The organism is Tepidicella xavieri (assembly GCF_004363315.1).
GTDB lineage: Bacteria > Pseudomonadota > Gammaproteobacteria > Burkholderiales > Burkholderiaceae_C > Tepidicella > Tepidicella xavieri.
Map to the genome: position 1 here is coordinate 84,499 of NZ_SNYL01000004.1, position 19,399 is coordinate 103,897.

General features: G+C 65.1%; 14 protein-coding genes. 8 read left to right on the top strand and 6 right to left on the bottom strand.

Annotated features, from left to right (window positions below; all coding sequences use genetic code 11):
• Positions 1-8: 8 nt before the first annotated feature.
• Positions 9-1,304 carry a Glu/Leu/Phe/Val family dehydrogenase gene (locus tag DFR43_RS04720; protein ID WP_133596199.1) on the bottom strand — a complete coding sequence of 432 codons (1,296 nt, stop codon included), beginning with the start codon at positions 1,302-1,304 and terminating at the stop codon, positions 9-11.
• Positions 1,305-1,405: 101 nt separating this feature from the next.
• Positions 1,406-1,780 carry a ComEA family DNA-binding protein gene (locus DFR43_RS04725; protein WP_133596200.1) on the bottom strand — a complete coding sequence of 125 codons (375 nt, stop codon included), beginning with the start codon at positions 1,778-1,780 and terminating at the stop codon, positions 1,406-1,408.
• Between the two features lie 59 nt (positions 1,781-1,839).
• Between DFR43_RS04725 and DFR43_RS04730 the strand changes: the two genes are divergently transcribed.
• Positions 1,840-2,499 carry a CoA pyrophosphatase gene (locus DFR43_RS04730; protein WP_133596201.1) on the top strand — a complete coding sequence of 220 codons (660 nt, stop codon included), beginning with the start codon at positions 1,840-1,842 and terminating at the stop codon, positions 2,497-2,499.
• Positions 2,500-2,560: 61 nt separating this feature from the next.
• On the top strand, positions 2,561-3,487 hold the full coding sequence (locus DFR43_RS04735; protein ID WP_133596202.1) for a CobD/CbiB family protein: 927 nt from the start codon (positions 2,561-2,563) through the stop codon (positions 3,485-3,487).
• A gap of 31 nt (positions 3,488-3,518) precedes the next feature.
• Here the strand turns inward: DFR43_RS04735 and rsgA are convergent, their stop codons facing one another.
• Together rsgA and DFR43_RS04745 are read right to left on the bottom strand one after the other, a co-directional pair.
• Positions 3,519-4,415, bottom strand: coding sequence for a ribosome small subunit-dependent GTPase A (gene rsgA, locus DFR43_RS04740; protein WP_133596203.1), 897 nt, complete (start codon positions 4,413-4,415; stop codon positions 3,519-3,521).
• Between the two features lie 10 nt (positions 4,416-4,425).
• A complete protein-coding gene (locus DFR43_RS04745) occupies positions 4,426-5,694 on the bottom strand; it encodes a M48 family metallopeptidase (protein WP_133596204.1) in 1,269 nt (422 codons plus the stop codon).
• A 59-nt stretch (positions 5,695-5,753) separates the two neighbouring features.
• Between DFR43_RS04745 and orn the strand changes: the two genes are divergently transcribed.
• From orn to DFR43_RS04760, 3 genes are all read left to right on the top strand, one after another.
• A complete protein-coding gene (orn, locus tag DFR43_RS04750; protein ID WP_133596205.1) occupies positions 5,754-6,347 on the top strand; it encodes an oligoribonuclease in 594 nt (197 codons plus the stop codon).
• A gap of 77 nt (positions 6,348-6,424) precedes the next feature.
• Entirely contained in the window at positions 6,425-8,053 is a 1,629-nt protein-coding gene (locus tag DFR43_RS04755) for an inorganic phosphate transporter (protein ID WP_133596206.1), read from the top strand.
• Positions 8,054-8,355: 302 nt separating this feature from the next.
• Entirely contained in the window at positions 8,356-9,942 is a 1,587-nt protein-coding gene (locus DFR43_RS04760) for a DEAD/DEAH box helicase (protein WP_133596207.1), read from the top strand.
• On the opposite strand, the gene DFR43_RS04765 is transcribed toward DFR43_RS04760, so the two are convergent.
• On the bottom strand, positions 9,867-12,848 hold the full coding sequence (locus tag DFR43_RS04765) for a bifunctional diguanylate cyclase/phosphodiesterase (protein WP_133596208.1): 2,982 nt from the start codon (positions 12,846-12,848) through the stop codon (positions 9,867-9,869). The two genes, DFR43_RS04760 and DFR43_RS04765, sit on opposite strands and share 76 nt — an antisense overlap.
• A gap of 156 nt (positions 12,849-13,004) precedes the next feature.
• Between DFR43_RS04765 and DFR43_RS04770 the strand changes: the two genes are divergently transcribed.
• Entirely contained in the window at positions 13,005-13,865 is an 861-nt protein-coding gene (locus DFR43_RS04770; RefSeq protein WP_133596209.1) for an alpha/beta hydrolase, read from the top strand.
• Positions 13,866-13,877: 12 nt separating this feature from the next.
• Here DFR43_RS04770 and DFR43_RS04775 read toward each other — a convergent pair whose 3' ends face one another.
• A complete protein-coding gene (locus tag DFR43_RS04775) occupies positions 13,878-14,855 on the bottom strand; it encodes a GMP reductase (protein WP_133596210.1) in 978 nt (325 codons plus the stop codon).
• Between the two features lie 363 nt (positions 14,856-15,218).
• Between DFR43_RS04775 and DFR43_RS13890 the strand changes: the two genes are divergently transcribed.
• Positions 15,219-16,907 carry a methyl-accepting chemotaxis protein gene (locus DFR43_RS13890; RefSeq protein WP_281276367.1) on the top strand — a complete coding sequence of 563 codons (1,689 nt, stop codon included), beginning with the start codon at positions 15,219-15,221 and terminating at the stop codon, positions 16,905-16,907.
• A 26-nt stretch (positions 16,908-16,933) separates the two neighbouring features.
• Positions 16,934-19,351, top strand: coding sequence for an EAL domain-containing protein (locus tag DFR43_RS04785; RefSeq protein WP_133596212.1), 2,418 nt, complete (start codon positions 16,934-16,936; stop codon positions 19,349-19,351).
• Positions 19,352-19,399 lie beyond the last annotated feature (48 nt).

The window sequence follows — 19,399 nt, forward strand, 5'->3', positions numbered from 1 at the left end:
CTGACGGATCAGGGGTAGAGGCCGCGCAGGTCACGGGCGTGCAGGATGCGCTGGCAGGCCACGATGAAGGTGGCCGTGCGCAGGCTGACCTTGTGGTCCTCGGCCACCTGCCAGATGGTGTGGAAGGCGCCGCGCATGATTTTGGCGAGCCGCTCGTTGATCTCTTCCTCGCTCCAGAAGAAGCTGGAGAAGTCCTGCACCCATTCAAAATAGCTCACCGTCACGCCGCCCGCGTTGGCGATCACGTCCGGGATGACGAGCACATTGCGCTCGTTGAGGATGTCATCGGCCAGCGGCGTGGTGGGGCCGTTGGCGCCTTCGATGACCATACGGGCGCGGATGCGGCCCGCGTTGGCCTCAGTGATCTGCCGCTCCAGGGCCGCCGGCACCAGAATGTCGCACTCCACGTCCCAGAACTGGTCGGTGGGCAGGGCTTCGGCATGGGGGAATCCGGCGACGCTGCCGGTGCTGGCGACGTGCCGGGTCAGGGCGGGGATGTCGATGCCGCCCGGGTGATAGACGGTGCCAGCGTGGTCTTGCACGGCCACGATGCGCGCGCCAGCTTCCGCAAACAGCTTGCCGGTAACGCCGCCCACATTGCCAAAGCCCTGGATGGCGACGCGTGCGCCGGCGATGTCCAGCCCGATGCGCCGAGCCGCTTCCTGGCCGACGATGAAGACGCCGCGCCCGGTGGCCTCGCGCCTGCCCAGTGAGCCGCCGAGGTCGATGGGCTTGCCCGTCACCACGCCGGTCGCGGTTTCACCGATGTTCATGGAGTAGGTGTCCATCATCCAGGCCATCACCCGTTCGTTGGTGTTCACATCGGGGGCTGGGATGTCTTTCGTCGGGCCGATGATGAGGCCGATTTCGCTCGTGTAGCGCCGCGTGACACGCTCCAGCTCGGCAGCGGTCAGCTCTTTCGGGTCCACGCGGATCCCACCCTTGGCACCGCCATACGGCACGTTGACGGCGGCGTTCTTGATGGACATCCATGCCGCCAGCGCCATGACTTCGGACAGCGTGACGTCCTGGTGGAAGCGGACCCCGCCCTTGCCAGGGCCGCGGGAGGTGTTGTGCTGCACCCGGTAGCCTTCGTAATGGGCCACGCGACCGTCATCGAGGTGGATGGGAACGTCCACGATGAGGGTGCGTTTGGGGCGCTTGAGGGTTTCCACCCAGCGGCCCAGTTTGCCCAGATAGGGGGTGACGCGGTCCACCTGTTGCAGAAAATCGCCCCAGGGACCGAGATCGTTGCGGTCCAGGTAGGAAGGCAGGGCGTGCGGATGATCGGAATGCAGGTTCATGACCTCAAGGTTGTGGTTGCGAAGCCCTGAGCTTACGGCTGGCTTGCAAGCTTGTCCAAGGCCGCGTCGTGATGCCGCCATGCGTTTTTTGCATGATTGAGTCAACGGGCGGGATCGACCGGCCGGGGGATCATCGGCTGCCACCAAACTTCCTGAGCAGGAGACGCGGCGGCAGGCTCGTAGCGTTGGCCATTGACCGTCAGCCCGTTGGCCGACAACTTGCTGGCCGTGGCCGGCCCGATACCGCGCACCCGCTGGATGAAGTCGGCCCAATCGGTGAAGGGGCGTTGACGCCGGGCTTCGACGATGCGTTCGGCGGTGGCCGGCCCGATGCCTTTGATGGCCACGAGATCCTGCGGGGGCGCACGGTTGGCTTCCACCACGGCCCAAGCCCCGTGGAAAGGGGCGCATAAAACCAGGACGAGCAGCCATTGGGCAGCCAGTCGCCATGGGTGTCGCCATGGGGTCAGCGGCATGTGTGTTCTCCCTGCAAATCGTTCTGTGACGCGTGTGTGCATGGTAGTCTAGCCCGATCATGATCGATCCCCGAACCGCCCCGGTCGTGGGGGTGGATCGCCACCTGCCGGCGGTCACCCCTGAAAGCTGCCGGCCCGATGCCTTGCGAGCGCGCTTCCGCCATCCCCCGCTCTGGGAGCCTGAAGTGCGGCTGGAGCCACGCTTCGTGGAGCGTCCGGCGCAACCCGCCGCGGTGCTGGTGCCGGTGGTGATGCGCGATCAGCCCACGTTGTTGCTGACCGAGCGCACGGCGCATTTGCCTACTCACGCCGGGCAGGTGGCGTTTCCCGGCGGGAAAATCGACGCGGGCGACGCCGATGCCGTGGCCACCGCATTGCGCGAAGCCGAGGAGGAGGTCGGGCTGTGGCCTGGGCATGTGGAGGTGCTGGGCACCCTGCCGGTGTATACCACCGGCACGGCCTTCATGGTCACGCCGGTGGTCGCCCTGGTGGACCCGCGGCATACCTTGCGCCCCAATCCCCAGGAAGTGGCCGAGGCTTTCGAGGTGCCGCTGGCGTATCTGATGAACCCGGCGCACCACCGCCGGCACGAGGTGGTCTGGGAGGGGCGGCTGCGGCAGTGGTTCTCTATGCCGTACCACGATGGGCACGCCGAGCGCTTCATCTGGGGGGCCACGGCAGGCATGGTGCGCAATCTGTATCGGCTGTTGAGCGCCTGATTGCGGGTTAATCCGGGGGGCTGGCGCGTTGGGCGGCGTCAGTCGTCGCTATGATGCCGGCATGAGTTTTTTCGCGATTCTGTTGGCGCTCATGCTCGATCAGGCCAGACCGCTGGGGCGAGACAACCCAGTCTATGAGGCGATGCGTGGCTGGGCGCGCTGGACGCGCCAGACGCTCGATGCAGGCCAGACGCACCACGGCTGGCTTGCGTGGTGGCTGGCGGTGGCCGCGCCTGCCCTGGGCGCCATGGCCGTGTACTGGGCGCTGTGGGCCATCCATGGGTTGCTGGCATTTGCCTGGATGACGCTGGCGTTGTATTTCACGCTCGGGTTCCGGCAGTTCAGCCACCATTTCACGGCCATTCGGGTGGCGCTGGAGTCCGGCGACGAGGCCGGTGCCCGCGCGGCGTTGGCCCGTTGGAAAGGCGCTGACGTGGCCGATGGGCCGCGGGAGGAGTTCTTGCGTCAGGTGATCGAGCACTCGGTGCTGGCCGCGCATCGCCATGTGTTCGGGGTGTTGGTGTGCTTCGTGGTGTTCGCGGCCCTGGGGCTGGGGCCGGCCGGCGCCGTGATGTATCGCATGGCCGAGCATCTCTCGCGTCGCTGGGCGGCACAGTCGGCCGACGAGCACAGCGACGCCTCGCGCCAGGCGGCGCGCGGTGGCTGGCACGCGGTCGATTTCTTGCCGGTGCGCGCGACCGCTTTGGCTTTCGCGGTGGTGGGCAATTTCGAAGAGGCGATTGCCAACTGGCGCCAGGAGCGCATGGCCTCCCCGAGCAACGACGGCTTGCTGCTGGCGGCCACGGCCGGCGCGATGAATGTGCGTCTGGGTGGGCAGTCGGCCGCTGCTGGCGGCCCAGACTGGCCGGGCAGCGACCAGCGCGCGCCCCAACTGGCGCATCTGGCCAGCGCGGTGGGGTTGGTGTGGCGCTCGGTGGTGTTGTGGCTGTTGCTGCTGGCGCTGGGCATGCTGGCCCGTTTCTGGTAAGCGGGGCGATGGCGCAGCGGTGCCGTTGGCCTCAATAGCGCGGAGCCGCCGCCAGCTCTTCATACAACTCGGCGTAGAGGCGGTAGCGTTGCGGGGTGATTCCGTGGCCGACGGCTGCTCGGACCGCGCAGTCGGGCTCGTGCAAATGGCTGCAGTTGTGAAAACGGCACTGCCCCGCCAAGGACTCGAAGTCTGGCATCAGCAGGGCCAGCTTGGGGGCAGGGATGTGATGCAGGCCGAATTCCTGAAAGCCAGGGGAATCGATCAAGGCGGTGTGGCGGCTGCGATCGATCCAATACCAAGTGGTGCTGGTGGTGGTGTGCCGCCCGGTGTTGAGCGCTCGGGAAATCTCGCTGGTGGCCGCTGCCGCATCGGGCACCAGCCGGTTGACCAGGGTGCTTTTGCCCACGCCCGACGGTCCCAGGACCAGCGTGGTCTTTCCCTCCAGTTCAGCACGCAGGTCCGACAGGCCCGCTTCGCGGGTCAAGCTCAGTGGCCACACCCGTTGACCCATGGCCCGATAGGGTTGGAGCCGGCTCCATGCTTGCTGGAACGGCTCGGCCAGGTCGCTTTTGTTCAGGGCCACGATTGCAGGCAGCCCCTCGGCGCGTGCCGCGATGAGCGCCCGGTTGAGTTGGCTTTCGGAGAACACCGGTTCGGCCGCCAGCAACACGAGCACCTGGTCCAGATTGGCCGCGAAAGACTTGGTGCGCACCGCGTCCTGCCGATAGAGCAGATTGCGGCGTGGTTCGACCTGCTCGATGGTGCCTTCGTCGCGGCTGGGCTGCCACCACACCCGGTCGCCCACCACGGCGGTTTGCCGCTTGCCGCGCGGATGGCACAGGCGACGCTCGCCGCTGTCGGTTTCGATCCAGCAGTGGCGGCCGTGGGTGGCCACCACGAGCCCCTGCAACCAGCCGGTTTTCATGGGCAGCGGCTCACGCCAGGCGGGCCAGCCGCTCGGCCGCCGGAGGGTGGGAATAATAGAAACGCACGAACACCGGGTCTGGGGTCAGGGTGCTGGCGTTGTCCTTGTGCAGCTTGAGCAGGGCGTTGGCCAGATCGCGGCCGTCGGCATGTCGGGCCGCGAAGGCATCGGCCTCGAACTCGTGGCGGCGCGACAAACCGCTCATCAGCGGGGTGATGAAAAAGGTGAACAGGGGCACCACGTTGAGGAACAGGATGAGAGCCAGCGCGCTGTTGGGGTGCAGCAGGCTGGGCATGACGCCCAAGCCGGTGTAGAACCAAGGTTGCTGCGCGGCCCATCCGAGCAGGGCAAAACCGATCAAGCTGACCCCGAAAAGCAGCACGATGCGCTGCAGGATATGCCGGTGCTTGAAGTGCCCAAGCTCGTGGGCCAGCACGGCATCGATTTCCGCAGGCGTGAGCTGCTGCAGCAGCGTGTCGAAGAACACCACGCGCTTGGCCGGGCCGAAGCCGGTGAAGTAAGCGTTGGCATGTGCGCTGCGCTTGCTGCCGTCCATCACGAACAGCCCCTTGGCGCTGAAGCCGCAGCGGGCCATCAGGGCTTCGACGCGCTGGCGCAAGGTCTCGTCTTCCAAGGGTTGGAAGCGGTTGAACAGGGGCGCGATGAGGGTGGGGTAGAGCACGAGCAGCAACAGGTTGAAGCCCATCCACACGCCCCAGGCCCACAGCCACCACAACGGGCCGGCGCTGTCCATCAGCCACAGCACGAGCGCCACCAGCGGCAGACCGACGATGGCACCGATCAGCAGACCCTTGAGGCCGTCGGCGATCCAGAGCCGCCAGGTCATGCGGTTGAAGCCAAAGCGCTCTTCGAGGCGGAAAGTCCGCCACCAGGCCATCGGCAGGTCGATCAGGCCACCGATGAGCGCGAAGGCGACCACCAGCGCCACTTGCTGCAGCAGCCCGGGGCCGATCCAGCCCAGCAGGGCTTGATTGAGCAGGTGCAGCCCTCCCAGCAGCGTCCAGCCCACGAGCACGGCGGCCGCCACGGCGGCTTCGATCATGCCGAGCCGGGTTTTCTCCAGGGTGTAGAGCGCGGCCTTGCGGTGGGCCGCCAGGTCCACCGTTTGGGCAAAGGGCTCGGGCACTTGGTTCGCATGGGCGGACACATGCCGCATCTGCCGGCCCGCCAGCCACAGCCGCGTGAGCAGACCCGCCAGCAGCAAGGCGCAGAAAGTCAGGGTCCAGATCGATTCTGCTGAGTAGGAAACCACATCCATGGGCAGCAAGTCTAGCCAAGTTGGGGGTGCTTTGCCGGGATCGGCGAAAATCACGCCTCATGGACGCACACATCAACGTTGCCGAGGCTTCGTCGCCGCCGCCTGCCGACCTGCCCAAGAGCGACCAGAACCTGGTCTGGATAGACTGTGAAATGAGCGGGCTCGATCCGGAGAAGGAACGCCTGCTGGAGGTGGCGGTGGTCATCACCGGCCCGCAGTTGACGCCGCGCATCGACGGGCCGGTGCTGGTGATTCACCAGAGCGAGGCCGTGCTCGATGCGATGGACAACTGGAACAAAGGCACGCACGGCAAGAGCGGCCTGATCGACAAGGTGCGCGCCAGCACGCTGACCGAAGCCCAGGCCGAGGAGCAACTGCTGACTTTCATTCAGCGGTACGTGCCCCGCAACAGTTCGCCCATGTGCGGCAATACCATCGGGCAGGACCGGCGGTTTCTGGTGAAATACATGCCCAAGCTGGAAGCGTATTTCCACTATCGCAACCTCGATGTCAGTACCCTCAAGGAGCTGGCCAAGCGTTGGCGCCCGGAGGTGTATGCGGCCTTCAAGAAACAGCAGCGGCACACGGCGTTGGCCGATGTGCATGAGTCGATCGACGAGTTGGAGCACTACCGGCAACATTTCCTGCGCTGAGGCGCGCTTTTGCTTTCCCGAAGCGGCACCCTAGGCCCCTGCAGAGGGCCGGGACCGTTGATACCCGAGCACACATCATGAACATTCCCCTCAAGCCCGCCACGCGCGCGGGCGAAGAACATCTGCGTCAGATGTTGCGGCTGGCCGCGGCCGTGGCGTTTTTGGTGGCCGTGGGCCTGTATGCGGCATTCAATGTCGATCACCTGCCGGGCCTGAGCACGCAGGCGCTGTGGTTTTTGATCGTCGCGGCGGCGGTGGGTGGCTACATGGCCATGAACATCGGCGCCAACGACGTGGCCAACAACATGGGACCGGCCGTGGGCTCAGGCGCCATCACACTCGGGTGGGCCATCCTGATTGCCGCGGTGTTCGAGGCCCTGGGGGCCATTGTGGCTGGCGGTGAGGTGGTGGGCACGATCAAGGGCGGGATCATCGATACCCGCGCCTTTGACGATCCAGAGCGGTTCACCTGGCTGATGCTGGCAGCGCTGCTGGCCGGTGCCTTATGGCTCAATCTGGCGACCATGCTGGGGGCGCCGGTGTCTACCACCCACTCCATCATCGGCGCGGTGATGGGGGCGGGGATTGCCGCGGGTGGCTGGGGCCTGGTCAACTGGGGCACCATCGGCTCGATCGTGGCCAGTTGGGTGATTTCGCCGCTCATGGGCGGGGTGATCGCGGCGGGGTTTCTGTATGTCATCAAGCGCACCATCACCTACCAAGGCGACATGTCGCAGGCTGCGGCCCGGGTGGTGCCCCTGCTGGTGGCACTGATGGCCTGGGCTTTTGGCACCTTCATGTTGCTCAAAGGCGTGTCGCAGGTCATCAAGGTGAGCTTTGCGTTTTCGGTGTTGGGCGGGCTGGCGATGGCGGTGGTGGTTTATCTGCTGCTGCACAAGCCCATTGGGCGCATGGCGCGCCGGTTGCCCAGCAGCAAAGACAGCGTCAATGCCCTGTTCACCTGGCCGCTGGTGTTTGCGGCCGCTCTGCTGAGTTTTGCCCATGGGGCCAACGACGTGGCCAATGCGATCGGCCCGTTGGCCGCGATTTACGAGGCAGTGGCCAGCGGTGCGGTGGCGGCCCGGGCGGTCACGCCGATGTGGATCATGATTCTGGGCGCCATCGGTCTGTCGGTGGGGCTGGCCCTCTACGGCTCGCGCCTGATTTTGACCGTGGGCAAGGAAATCACCGAATTGGACCGGATGCGGGCCTATTCGATCGCCATGGCCGCCACGATCACCGTGATCCTGGCGGCGCACCTCGGCATGCCGGTGTCCACCACGCACGTGACCATCGGTGCGGTGTTCGGTGTCGGCTTTCTGCGGGAGTTGCTCAAGGTCAACTACGCCAAAATGGAGGCCGTGGTGCGGGCCGGTCACCAGGGGGAGGATCGTGAGGCGGTGGAAGCCTACCTGGCCCGTTTCGAGGCCGCCCCGGTGGACGAGAAAAAGCGCATGCTCGCCGAGATGAAGAAGCGCGCGGCGGCGCACAAGCACAAAATGACGGTCGGGCAGCCTTCGTCCAGCGAGGTGCCCACCCCATTCGACAAGAAAGAGCGCAAGGCGTTCAAGAAGGCTTACAAGAAGGAGCTGGTCAAGCGTTCGGTGGTGATGCGTATCGTGGCCGCCTGGATCGTGACGGTGCCTGCCACAGCGGTGTTGGCTGCTGTGCTGTATCACTTGTTGGCCCGCTTGCTGGCCCATTGATCGGGTGGTTTTAAGGGGAAACCCGAAACTGTGTGATAATGCAAGATTCACCCTCCTGAAGGGGGTGAATTTTGTGCATCTGCCTCACACTTTGAAAACGGGGTGATCACCCAGGCCAGAAGGTCATGGGAGGCTACCCGTTTTGGGCGTTTGAGACGTTGCCCCTGACAGGGGGTGCGTCGCTCGCTGATCGGTTGGTGGTCGATGTGTCTTTCCACCTTGAACCGATCGGGCACGCCGAACGCCTGGCAGGCGTCTGTGCTCGGGATGTTCCTTTGCGCTTTCGCGCATGGACCGATGACATGACAGACATGATTTCCTCACCGCTGGCGACGACCGAGTCGCGGCTTCCCCAGCCCTTTGCCGAACTGGGCCTGGCCACGCCGTTGCTGCAGGCCGTGGCCGACCTGGGCTACACCCAGCCCACCCCGGTGCAAAAAGCGGCCATTCCCATGGCCATGCAGGCCGGTGATGCCGCCGATGCGTTTACCGACCTCATGGTGTCGAGCCAGACGGGCAGTGGCAAGACCGCCGCTTTCCTGCTGCCGGTTCTGCATACCTTGATCCAGCAACAGGCCGAACGCGAGGCAGCCGAGCAGGCCGATTGGGCCCGGCGGGCGGCCGAAGCGCAAGCGGCCGGGCAGCCCGCGCCAAAGCGCCCCAAGCGCAAAAACCCTTTGCTGGCCCGCCACTTCAAGCCTGCCGAGCCGGGCGCGCTGGTGTTGTGCCCCACGCGGGAACTGGCCCAGCAGGTGGCGCACGATGCCATCGACCTGGTCCGCCATTGCCGTGGCCTGCGGGTGGCCAATGTGGTCGGGGGCATGCCCTACCAGACCCAGATCGCGAGGCTGCAAAACGCCCATCTGGTCGTGGCCACGCCAGGGCGCCTGCTCGATCTGCAGCGCAGCGGACAGATTCGGCTGGAGCATGTGCAGTTCTTGGTGGTCGATGAAGCCGACCGCATGCTGGATCTGGGTTTTGCCGATGATCTGGCCGATATCCATGCCCTGACGGCCCGGCGTCGTCAGACGATGATGTTCAGTGCCACCTTCGCGCCGCGCATCCAGGCGCTGGCGGCCCGGGTGATGCGTCAGCCCCAGAAGGTGCAAATCGACACCCCGCAGGACCGGCACGCCCACATCGAGCAGCGCCTGTACTGGTGTGACAGCCCTGAGCACAAGCGGCAGTTGCTGGACCACTGGTTGCGGGTCGATGGCATCGACCAGGCCATCGTGTTTGCGAGCACCCAGGTGGAATGCGATGCCCTGGCCGAAGATCTGCAGCAAGCCGGCTTTGCCGCCGTGGCGTTGCACGGGGCGCTGAGCCAGGGCTTGCGCAACCGCCGCCTGATGGCCTTGCGCAATGGGCAGGTGCAGTTCCTGGTGGCCACCGATGTGGCCGCCCGTGGCATCGATGTGCCGACCATCACGCACGTGTTCAATTACGGCCTGCCGATGAAGGCCGAGGATTACACCCATCGCATCGGCCGCACGGGCCGCGCAGGCCGCCAGGGGCTGGCCGTCACCATGGCCGAATTCCGCGATCGCCGCAAGATCGGGGAAATCGAGGCCTACAGCCGGCAGCGGTTTCAGGCCCAGACGATTGCCGGGCTGGAGCCGCGCAAGCCGGTGGCTGACATCGGCCATGAGCGCCGTGACGGACGCGGACCGCGCCGTGGCCGCCACGGTGGCAACTGGGGGGAAGAGCGTCGCTATCCCGGGGAGGGCGGACAGCGCTCAGGCGGCGCTCGCCATGCCCGTGGGCCGGGTGAGGGCGCTCGGGTGGGCTTTGCCCCGCCCGCGCCTGGGGGCCGTCATCCTTCGGGCGAGAAACGGGCCCGCCACCAGGACTCGAAGTCCTTCGCCGGCAGAGGGCGCGCCAGCAGGTAACCCTGCATCTGATCACAGCCGCGTTGCTGCAGGAAGGCCCGCTGGGCTTCGGTTTCCACCCCTTCGGCCACCGTTTTGAGCCCCAGGCTGCGGGCCATCTGAATGATGGTCTCGACGATGCCGGCGTCTTCGGCGTCGTCAGGCAGCCCGCGGACGAAGGACTGGTCGATTTTGAGCTTGCCGATCTGGAACCGCTTGAGGTGGTTGAGCGAGGAATAGCCGGTGCCGAAATCATCCAGCGAGAGGTGCACGCCCAGCGCGCGCAGGGCGTCCACGGTGGCGATGGCGGCTTGCGGGTCGTGCATGGCAGTGCTTTCGGTGAGTTCCAATTCGAGCCACTCGGCGGGCAGGCCCGAGTCTGCCAGGGCTTGGGCGACCCGCTGTACCAGATCGGGCTGGCGAAACTGCGCAGCCGACAGGTTGACCGCCACCACCATGGACGGCAGGCCCGCCTGACGCCATTGCTGGAGCTGCACACAGGCCTGGCGCAATACCCACTCCCCGATCGTCACGATCTGCCCGGTGTGCTCGGCCACGGGGATGAATTCGGCCGGCGAAATGGCGCCGAGCGTCGGGTGATTCCAGCGCAGCAGGGCCTCCACCCCGATCAGTGAGCCATTGCACAGGGAGATCTGGGGCTGGTAGTGCAAGCACATCTCACCCCGCTCGATGGCCCGTCGCAGGGCGTTTTCCAGTTGCAGGCGGCGCATGGCCAGGGCCTGCATTTCCTGCGTGAAGAAGGCGTGGCGGTTGCGCCCTTCCTGCTTGGCGCGGTACATCGCCGTGTCCGCGCAACGGTACAGGGTCTCGAAGTCGCTGCCATCGTTGGGGTAGAGCGCGATGCCGATGGAGGGTGTGACGGTGAGCTCCTGGGTGCCCAGGTCGTAGGGCTGGCCCAGCGTCTTGAGCAAGACTGTGGCAGCGTGGGCGGCGCCTTCGGCGCCGGTCTCTGGCAGCACGGCCACGAACTCGTCGCCACCAAGCCGCGCCACGGTGTCCTGTTCCCGCACCAGGGATCGGATGCGCCGGGCCACCTCTACGAGCAGTTGGTCGCCGACCTGGTGGCCGAGCGAGTCATTGACGTGCTTGAAATGGTCCAGATCGATGAACAACAGGCTCAGCGGCTTGTCGTATCGGCGGGCCATGCTCAGGTCGTGCTGCACGCGATCGCGCAGCAGCGTGCGGTTGGCCAGGCCGGTCAGGTTGTCGTAGTAAGCCAGATCGCGGATGCGTGCTTCCTGTTCCAGACGCCGGCTGATGTCGCTGAAGATGGCCACGTAGTGGGTGGTCTGGCCCGAGCCGTCCTGAATGCGGCTGATGGACAGCCACTCGGGATACTCTTCGCCGTTGCGGCGCCGGTTCCAGATTTCGCCTTCCCAATGCCCGGTCTGACGAATGCTGCGCCACATCGCTTCGTAGAAGGTGCGGTCGTGCCGCCCGGAAGACAGGATGCTGGGCTTTTGGCCCATGACCGCTTCTTCCGGATACCCGGTGATGGCCGTGAAGGCCGGGTTGATCTGGATGATGCGCTGCTGGGCATCGGTGATGACGAAGCCCTCGCTGCTGCCTGCGAAAAACTGCGCGGCCAGGTGGTACTGCAGCTCGGCTTGCTTGCGCGCGGTGATGTCGCGGGCCAGGGCGATGAAGCGCGCCGGGGTGGCGCTGGTGCTGTCAGCAGCGGAGGCAGCCTTGGCTGCCATGGACAACTCGAACCATTGTCGCCCCTGTGGCGTGTCGATGGGGTATTGCCGACCGCTGGAACGGCCGTCCCGGGCCGCATCGGCCATGCTGGCGCGAATGGTTTGGAGCGCATCCAGTGGCAGGAAGTCGGCAATGTTGCGGCCCTGGATGTGCTGCGGGGCGTAGAGCGTTTGGGTGCGGTGATGGGTGTGGACGGCATGCAGCATGCCATCGGCATCGAGGTCGAACAAGACGTCGGGCACCGCGTTGAGGGTGGCTTGGAGTTCCTGCCGGGCTTCCTCGATTTCCCGGGTGCGTTGCGCGACCTGGTGTTCGAGCGCCACCTTTTGTGTGGTGCGAGCCAGCAGCAACCACACGAGCAAGGCGAGCATGGCGCTGAAAGCCATACTGAAAGCGCCCTGGATGAGCAAGGGGCCGATCTGCGCCCAGCCTGCGCGCGGCTCTACGTCCAGCAACCATTCCCCATTGGGCACCTTCACCGATCGCCCGACGCCTTGCTTGAGCGGCTGGCCGCTGATCACATCTTCCGAGGCAGCAATCACCTGCCGCTGGCCGGTATCGGGATGCCGGCGCCACAGTTCGTACCGGTAGCCGCGTTCGGTCAGGCTCTCCAGCCCCAGGCCCTCGAAGGCGTCGGGGAAACGGATGGTGACGAACGCGAAGCCCCAGAATTGAGGTTCCTGGCGTTGCGGATGGGGCAGAAACACCGGCAGCCGACCCACCGCGCCCAGCCCGCCCTGAACGAGGTTCAGCGGCCCGGCCAAGGTGAGGCGGCCGGTGTCGCGGGCCAGGAAGGCTTCGGGGCTTTGCACGGGGTCGGCCAGCTGGTTGAAGCCGATCGTGGCCCGGTTCGGTTCCAGTGGAATGGCGTAACGGACGATGCCGCCCGGCGCCAAGCCCAGGGAGGTGACGCCAGGGTAGAAAGGCAGCATTTCGGTGGCGAGTTGTTCGAACTGCGTGACCTCGCCCCCATTGGCCCGGACGAAGGCGGCCATCAGGTATGTGGCCGACATGAGCCGCTCCATCCGGTTTTCCAGCGCCTGGGCCACGTCGCCGGCGAGCAGCCGGGCCTCGGCGCGGTGGGCGTCTATCCGCTGCATTTCGGCCCGCCACGCAAAGCCACCCAACACCAGGCCGCTGACCAGAAAAACGGTCAGGGCCATCCACCCATGACGTCGCGCCAGGGCGCGCAGGGTTTCGGTCATGACCAGACCTGGCTGTCCGTCGGTTGGAGAAGGCTCGCGATCGCGGGCGATTCGGCAAAGTGGAGCATGGACAACGACGCCGGATGTGTAATATGGAAAAAAACGCTGGGGCGACCGTCTGCGCGGCCCTTGCAAACAATCTTACAGGAGACGCGCATGCCACGGTGGAACAAGCAAGAACTGGACCGTCTGTACAACAATCGGGCCCTCGTGCCCGACTTCGCCAGCCATTTCCAGCGCTGGCAGCGCGCTTCGGCGCAGGCGAGGGCCGAGCATCCGCGCCCGGCTCTCGATGTGCCTTATGGTGACGGGCCCGCCCAGCGGCTCGACGTGTTTCCGGCCACGACCGGCCAGGGGCGGGCGCCTGTCATGGTGTTCATTCACGGGGGGTACTGGCGCTCGTTGGACAAGGCCGACCATGCCTTTGTGGCGCCGGTGTTCAACCGCCAAGGGGTGTGCGTGGTGGTGCCCAATTACGCCTTGTGCCCCGCCGTCTCGATACCAGAGATCACGATGCAAATGGTGCAGGCGTTGGCGTGGACGAGCCGGCACGTTGCCGCCTGGGGCGGGGATCCGGGCCGCATCACGGTGGTGGGGCACTCGGCCGGTGGGCATTTGGCGGCCATGTTGTTGCTGTGCCGCTGGCGTGACGTGGACCAGGATTTGCCCAAGCGACTGGTGCGGCGCGCGCTGTCCATCTCGGGGCTGTACGATTTGGCGCCGCTGCGCCACACCCCGTTTCTGCAACCAGACCTGCGTCTGACGCCCAAGCAGGTGCGGCAGGCCAGCCCGGCAGGCCTGCCCCGGCCGGACAAAGGGAAGCTCTATGCGGTGGCCGGTGCTGACGAGAGCAGCGCCTTTTTGCAGCAGAACCGCCTCATACGCAAGGCTTGGGGGCGCAAGCGGGTGCCCGTGTGCGAAGCCCTGTCGGGGCTCAACCACTTCAGCGTGCTGGAAGCCCTGGTGGAACCTGGGCATCGGCTCCACCGCCTGGCCTGGGCGCTGCTGGCGGATTGAGCGCCCGCTGGCTCACATCAGCAGGTGCTCGCCGGCGTTGTCCCCGCCCAGGATGACGTAATTCACCTTGCGAATGTCCATGAGCTGCCGGCCGCCCGCGTAGCTGATGGAGCTTTGCAGGTCTTCCTGCATTTCGCGCAGCGTGTCGGCCAGCTTGCCCTTGATCGGTTCGAGGATGCGCTTGCCTTCGACGTGCTTGTACTCGCCCTTGTTGAAGTCGCTGGCCGAACCGTAATACTCTTTGTAGAGCCTGCCGTCCACTTCCACCGTCTGGCCGGGGGACTCCTCGTGGCCGGCCATCAGGGAGCCGATCATCACCATCGTGGCGCCGAAACGGATGGATTTGGCGATATCGCCATGCTCGCGAATGCCGCCGTCGGCGATGATGGGCTTGGTGGCGACGCGGGCACACCATTTCAGGGCCGACAGCTGCCAGCCCCCGGTGCCAAACCCCGTCTTGAGCTTGGTGATGCACACCTTGCCTGGCCCAATGCCGACCTTGGTGGCGTCGGCGCCCCAGTTTTCCAGATCGATGACCGCTTCGGGCGTGCCCACGTTGCCGGCAATGATGAAGCTGCCGGGCAGCTTCTGCTTGAGGTGCGCGATCATGCGCTGGACGCTGTCGGCGTGGCCATGCGCGATGTCGATGGTGATGTATTCGGGCATCAGCCCCTCGGCGGCCAGTCGCTCGGCAGTGGCGTAATCGGCCGCCTTCACGCCCAGCGAAATGGAGGCGAACAGCCCTTGGTCATGCATGCGGCGCACGAAGGCCACGTTGTCCAGGTCGAAGCGGTGCATGACGTAGAAGTAGCCATGGGCGGCCAACCACTCGGCGATCTTCTCGTCGAGCACGGTTTTCATGTTGGCTGGCACCACGGGCAGCTTGAAGCGGCGTGGGCCGAACTGCACCGAGGTGTCGCATTCCGAGCGGCTTTCCACCCGGCACTTGCGCGGCAGCAGCAAAATGTTGTCGTAGTCGAAGATTTCCATGATCCAGGCTCCTTGGTCGGTGAAGAGGGGGTGAGCGCTTGGCCTGAATCCGGCAACAAAAAACCGGACGCAAGAAACTTGGGCCCGGTGATTGATTGTATACACATTCCCACGGTGTCGGGGAACGATCCGCTCGATGGCATGGGTGCGAGAGGCTTGGGGGCTATCTACCGGGGGGTTTGCCCCTTTCAGCCTTGTTTAAAATCTGCTAAAAACCTAAAAAACATCCTTGCGAGGCGAAATATGAGCAGTTGGACGTCGTTATCTTTGAAGCAGCGGCTCATATGGACCACGGGGGCGCTGGTCGCTTTGAGTGTGCTGGCGGTTTCGACCTTGAACTTTTTCACGGTGCGTAATGCCGCCATGCAATCCCTGACGCAAAGCACGGCGGCTCTTTCGGAGGCGCGGGTCAGTGGCATCGCCGAATGGGTGAAGACGCGATCCGACATCACCCAGGCCATGCTGCCGGCGACGGCGGTGGACGATCCCCTGCCGGCATTGACGCAGGCAGTCGTCAGTGGAGGGTTCGATACCACCTACATCGGTTACGCCAACCGCACGGCCATTTTTTCCACCCCACAGAATCTGCCGCCAGATTGGGACCCGACCGGTCGCCCTTGGTACCGGCAGGCGGCGGCGGGCAATGGGGTGGTGTTGACCGAGCCGTATGTGGACGCCGGCAGCGGGCGGCTGGTCATGACCTTCGCCGTGGCCGCCCGCGAGGGAGGAGCCGTGCGGGCAGTGGCGGCCTCCGACGTGTTCATGGATGTGGTGGCCAACAGTGTGACGGCCATCGCGCCGACGCCATCGAGCTATGCCTTCGTTGTCTCCAGCGCCGGCAAAGTGCTGGTACACAAGAACCTGGAACTGGTGCTCAAGGATGTGGCCGAGATTTCCCGTGACCTCAGTGGTCCCCGGGTCCAGCAGATTGCCCAAGATGGCGGCCTGGTACCGGTGAGCATCGATGGGGTGGGGCGGCTGATCAGTGCGCGACCGATCGTTGGCACCGACTGGTGGTTGGTGATTGCCCTGCATGGAGGCGAGGCCATGGCCGGCGTGCGCCAACTGTTGACCAGTTCGCTGGTGGCTGGGCTGCTGGTGGCGTTGGCATCGGTGCTCGTGTGCGCGGCCGTGGTGGTGCGCTCGCTGACGCGGCTGGGTCGGCTGGAAAAAGCCATGCTGGATGTGGCTTCGGGCGAAGGCGATCTCACCAAGCGACTCAATGCCGACGGCTCCGACGAACTCGCGCGCATCGCGGCGGCGTTCAATGAATTCGTGGCCAAGATCCAGGGCACGCTGCGCGTGATTCGTGAAACCAGTGACTCGGTGAACGTGGCGGCTCGTGAGATCGCGTCAGGCAATCACGACCTGTCGGCCCGCACCGAACAGACCGCATCCAGCCTGGAAGAAACGGCCTCCACCATGGAGGAGATGATCAGCGCCGTGACGCAGTCGGCCGACACCGCTACCGAGGCCAACCGGATTGCCGCCGCGGCGGCACAGTCCGCCGCGCGAGGCGGGGAGGTGGTTTCAGAGGTGGTGCGCAGCATGGACGACATCACCCACCGCTCACGCCGCATCAACGACATCATCGCCGTGATCGACGGCATTGCCTTCCAGACCAACATCCTCGCGCTCAATGCGGCGGTGGAGGCGGCTCGCGCGGGTGAGCAGGGCCGCGGTTTTGCCGTGGTGGCCAGCGAAGTGCGCACCCTGGCGCAGCGCTCTGGTGAGGCTGCCAAGGAGATCAAGGGCCTGATCGAAGGCTCGGTGCAGGCGGTGGAAAACGGCTCGGTGCTGGTGAACCAGACGGGCGAAGTGATGCAGGCCATCGTCACCGACGTGCAGAAGGTGGCCCATTTGATGAATCAGGTGGCGCTGGCCGCCAATGAACAGCGACAGGGCATTTCGCAAATTGGCGATGCCGTGACCAATCTGGATCAGATGACGCAGCAGAATGCGGCGCTGGTCGAAGAAAGTGCCGCGGCCGCCACGGCGCTGAGCGAGCAGGCCGACAGTCTGGCGGCCACGGTGGCGCAGTTCAAGATCTGAACGGAAACGGTTAATCTGGCGGCCTGATGCAACACGAAGTCACCGCCCTGATTCGAGACCTCGGCATGAATGCCGGTCTGCTGGCCATGCTGGCGGTGGCGTATGGCGTGGCAACACGCGGCACCTTGCACAAGCGGCGCGAGGTGCGACGGGCCCGCAGCCGTTGGCTGGTATGGCTGGGGGGGCTTCTGTTTGGAGGTGTCGGTATCCTGGCCATGATGGTGCCAGTGACCGTGGCCCCAGGTGTGATCATGGATGCCCGCAACGTAGTGGCAGCCCTGGCCGGGGCTTACCTGCCGCTGGCTCCGGCAGCGCTGGCGGCGGTCATCATGGCCATCTATCGGGAGTCTTTGGGAGGCATAGGGGTGTATCCGGCCCTGTTGGCGATCGGACTCAATCTGCTTGTTGGCGTGGTGATGCGGCGTATACGTCCCGACTTCGATGAGCGTCTCGGACGCTTTGGCGGCTTGTGGGGCTGGTTGCTCGTCTTGGGGCTTGGTTCGGCGTTGGTCACGCAGATGGCCACCTGGACCTTGCCGAGTGATTTGGGCGCTCAGGTCTGGCGTCAGACCGCCGTGCCGGTGACGGTCATGTCGCTCATGGCCATTCTTTGCGTGGGCTATCTCCTCGACAACAGCCTGTATCTGAGGGAGCGGGAAGTTCGTCTGGCACAGTCCACCGCGCGGTTGCAGCAGGCGCTGGCCGAAGCCCGGCAGGCGGCCAGTGTGTTTACCCACAGCCCGGCCACGATTTGCATCATGAAGCCACGCGGGGAGATTCTCGATGTCAACCCCGCCTACTGCCAGACCTTGGGTTACACCCGCGAAGAACTCATTGGCATGCAGTCCGACCTGCTGCGCGTAGGGGCTGAAACGCAAGGCGACAACTTTCGGCTCGTGGTGGCGCGTGCCATTCAGACCGAAGGACGCTGGCAGGGCCAGGTCCAGCGGCGTCGCAAAAATGGTGAGGTGTTCTGGTCGGATGTGACCATCGAAGGACTTCCTGACAGTGACGGCGTGGTGCGGCGCTGGGTATCGGTGGGCAAGGACTTGACTGAGAAGCGCCGAATGGAGGAAGCGGTGGCCAGAGCGGCTCACTACGATCAGCTCACCGGGCTGCCCAACCGGCGCCAGATCACCCAACGCCTGCATGGTTGGCTGGCACAGGCTGCTGGCCGTCCCGGGTGCCTGGCGATCTGTGTCCTGGATTTGGACGATTTCAAGGCCGTGGTCGATCAAGTGGGGGCATCGGCTTCTGACGATGTGCTCTGTGCGGTGGCCAGAGTGCTGCAGGGCGGGGCCGATGAATCGAGGCTGGTGGGTCGGCTCGGCGGGGATGAGTTCGTGGTGGTGATCCATGGCTGCGCAGAACCAGTGGAGGCTTTGCAGCAACTCGAAGCCTTGCGGGTCTGCGTTCGCGGCCCCCATGCCGTGGCTGACCGGATGCTGACCTTGGCATGCAGCGGCGGCGTGACCTTCTACCCGGCGGACGGCGGAGATGCCGACATGCTGCTGCGCCACGCCCATTTGGCCATGTTGCTGGCCAAAGAACAGGGCAAGAACCGCCTGTGTGTGCACGATGTTCACCGTGAGGCCCAGGTGCAAAGCCAGCGAGACCATCTGGCCCGCATTGAACAGGCGATCGATCAGGGCGAGATGGTGTTGTACTTCCAGCCCAAGGTGCGTCTGGCTGACGGCGAAGTGATCGGGGTGGAGTCCCTGATTCGCTGGCGGCATCCTGAACGGGGTGTGCTGGCGCCGGGTGTTTTTCTGGATGCAGTGCAGGGCACACCGCTGGCCACGCGGCTGGACGGCTGGGTGCTGCATGAAGCGTTGCGGATTGGCAGCCGCTGGATGGCCTCCGGAACCGTGTTGCCCGTGAGCGTGAACCTGCATGTCTCCACCCTCGTGCGGCCCGAGTTCCTGCAAGACGTGCAGCAACTGTTGGCCGCCTATCCGGCATTGCCAAGGGGGTACCTGGAAATCGAACTGCTCGAATCCGAAACGTTGCATGACCTTTCTCTGGTGTCTTACGTGATCGAGGAACTGGCCCGCTTAGGGGTGCCATGCTCCATCGACGACTTCGGTACGGGGTATTCCTCTCTGGCTTACCTGCAGCGTCTGCCGGCGCAGATCATCAAGATCGACCAGTCTTTCGTGCGGGATATGCTCGTCAATGAGCGTGACCGCACCTTGGTGCGCGGCGTCATCAGCCTTGGGAAGGCCTTTGGCTGCACCGTGGTGGCCGAAGGCGTGGAAACCGACGAGCATGCCGCCGCCTTGCACGATATGGGTTGCGACATCCTGCAGGGATACGGGATCGCCCGACCCATGCCGGCAGACGACATACTGAGTTGGGTGGCCGGTTGGGAAATGCCGGAGTCCTTCGTCGGCCATGCCATCCGGGATGCCTTTGACGACTTGGTGCGCCGAGTGCGCGACTGAGTGCTGCCTGAGACCCTGTTGCATTCCTCCTGGCCGTCGCGGTCAAAC

Bases quoted from the DNA above. Each gene is read 5' to 3' on its own strand.
- DFR43_RS04775 (WP_133596210.1), bottom strand. From the start codon at position 14,855: ATGGAAATCTTCGACTACGACAACATTTTGCTGCTGCCGCGCAAGTGC.
- DFR43_RS04765 (WP_133596208.1), bottom strand. From the start codon at position 12,848: ATGACCGAAACCCTGCGCGCCCTGGCGCGACGTCATGGGTGGATGGCC.
- rsgA (WP_133596203.1), bottom strand. From the start codon at position 4,415: ATGAAAACCGGCTGGTTGCAGGGGCTCGTGGTGGCCACCCACGGCCGC.
- DFR43_RS04725 (WP_133596200.1), bottom strand. From the start codon at position 1,780: ATGCCGCTGACCCCATGGCGACACCCATGGCGACTGGCTGCCCAATGG.
- DFR43_RS04755 (WP_133596206.1), top strand. From the start codon at position 6,425: ATGAACATTCCCCTCAAGCCCGCCACGCGCGCGGGCGAAGAACATCTG.
- DFR43_RS04720 (WP_133596199.1), bottom strand. From the start codon at position 1,304: ATGAACCTGCATTCCGATCATCCGCACGCCCTGCCTTCCTACCTGGAC.
- DFR43_RS04730 (WP_133596201.1), top strand. From the start codon at position 1,840: ATGATCGATCCCCGAACCGCCCCGGTCGTGGGGGTGGATCGCCACCTG.
- DFR43_RS04770 (WP_133596209.1), top strand. From the start codon at position 13,005: ATGCCACGGTGGAACAAGCAAGAACTGGACCGTCTGTACAACAATCGG.
- DFR43_RS13890 (WP_281276367.1), top strand. From the start codon at position 15,219: ATGCAATCCCTGACGCAAAGCACGGCGGCTCTTTCGGAGGCGCGGGTC.
- orn (WP_133596205.1), top strand. From the start codon at position 5,754: ATGGACGCACACATCAACGTTGCCGAGGCTTCGTCGCCGCCGCCTGCC.
- DFR43_RS04735 (WP_133596202.1), top strand. From the start codon at position 2,561: ATGAGTTTTTTCGCGATTCTGTTGGCGCTCATGCTCGATCAGGCCAGA.
- DFR43_RS04760 (WP_133596207.1), top strand. From the start codon at position 8,356: ATGACAGACATGATTTCCTCACCGCTGGCGACGACCGAGTCGCGGCTT.
- DFR43_RS04745 (WP_133596204.1), bottom strand. From the start codon at position 5,694: ATGGATGTGGTTTCCTACTCAGCAGAATCGATCTGGACCCTGACTTTC.
- DFR43_RS04785 (WP_133596212.1), top strand. From the start codon at position 16,934: ATGCAACACGAAGTCACCGCCCTGATTCGAGACCTCGGCATGAATGCC.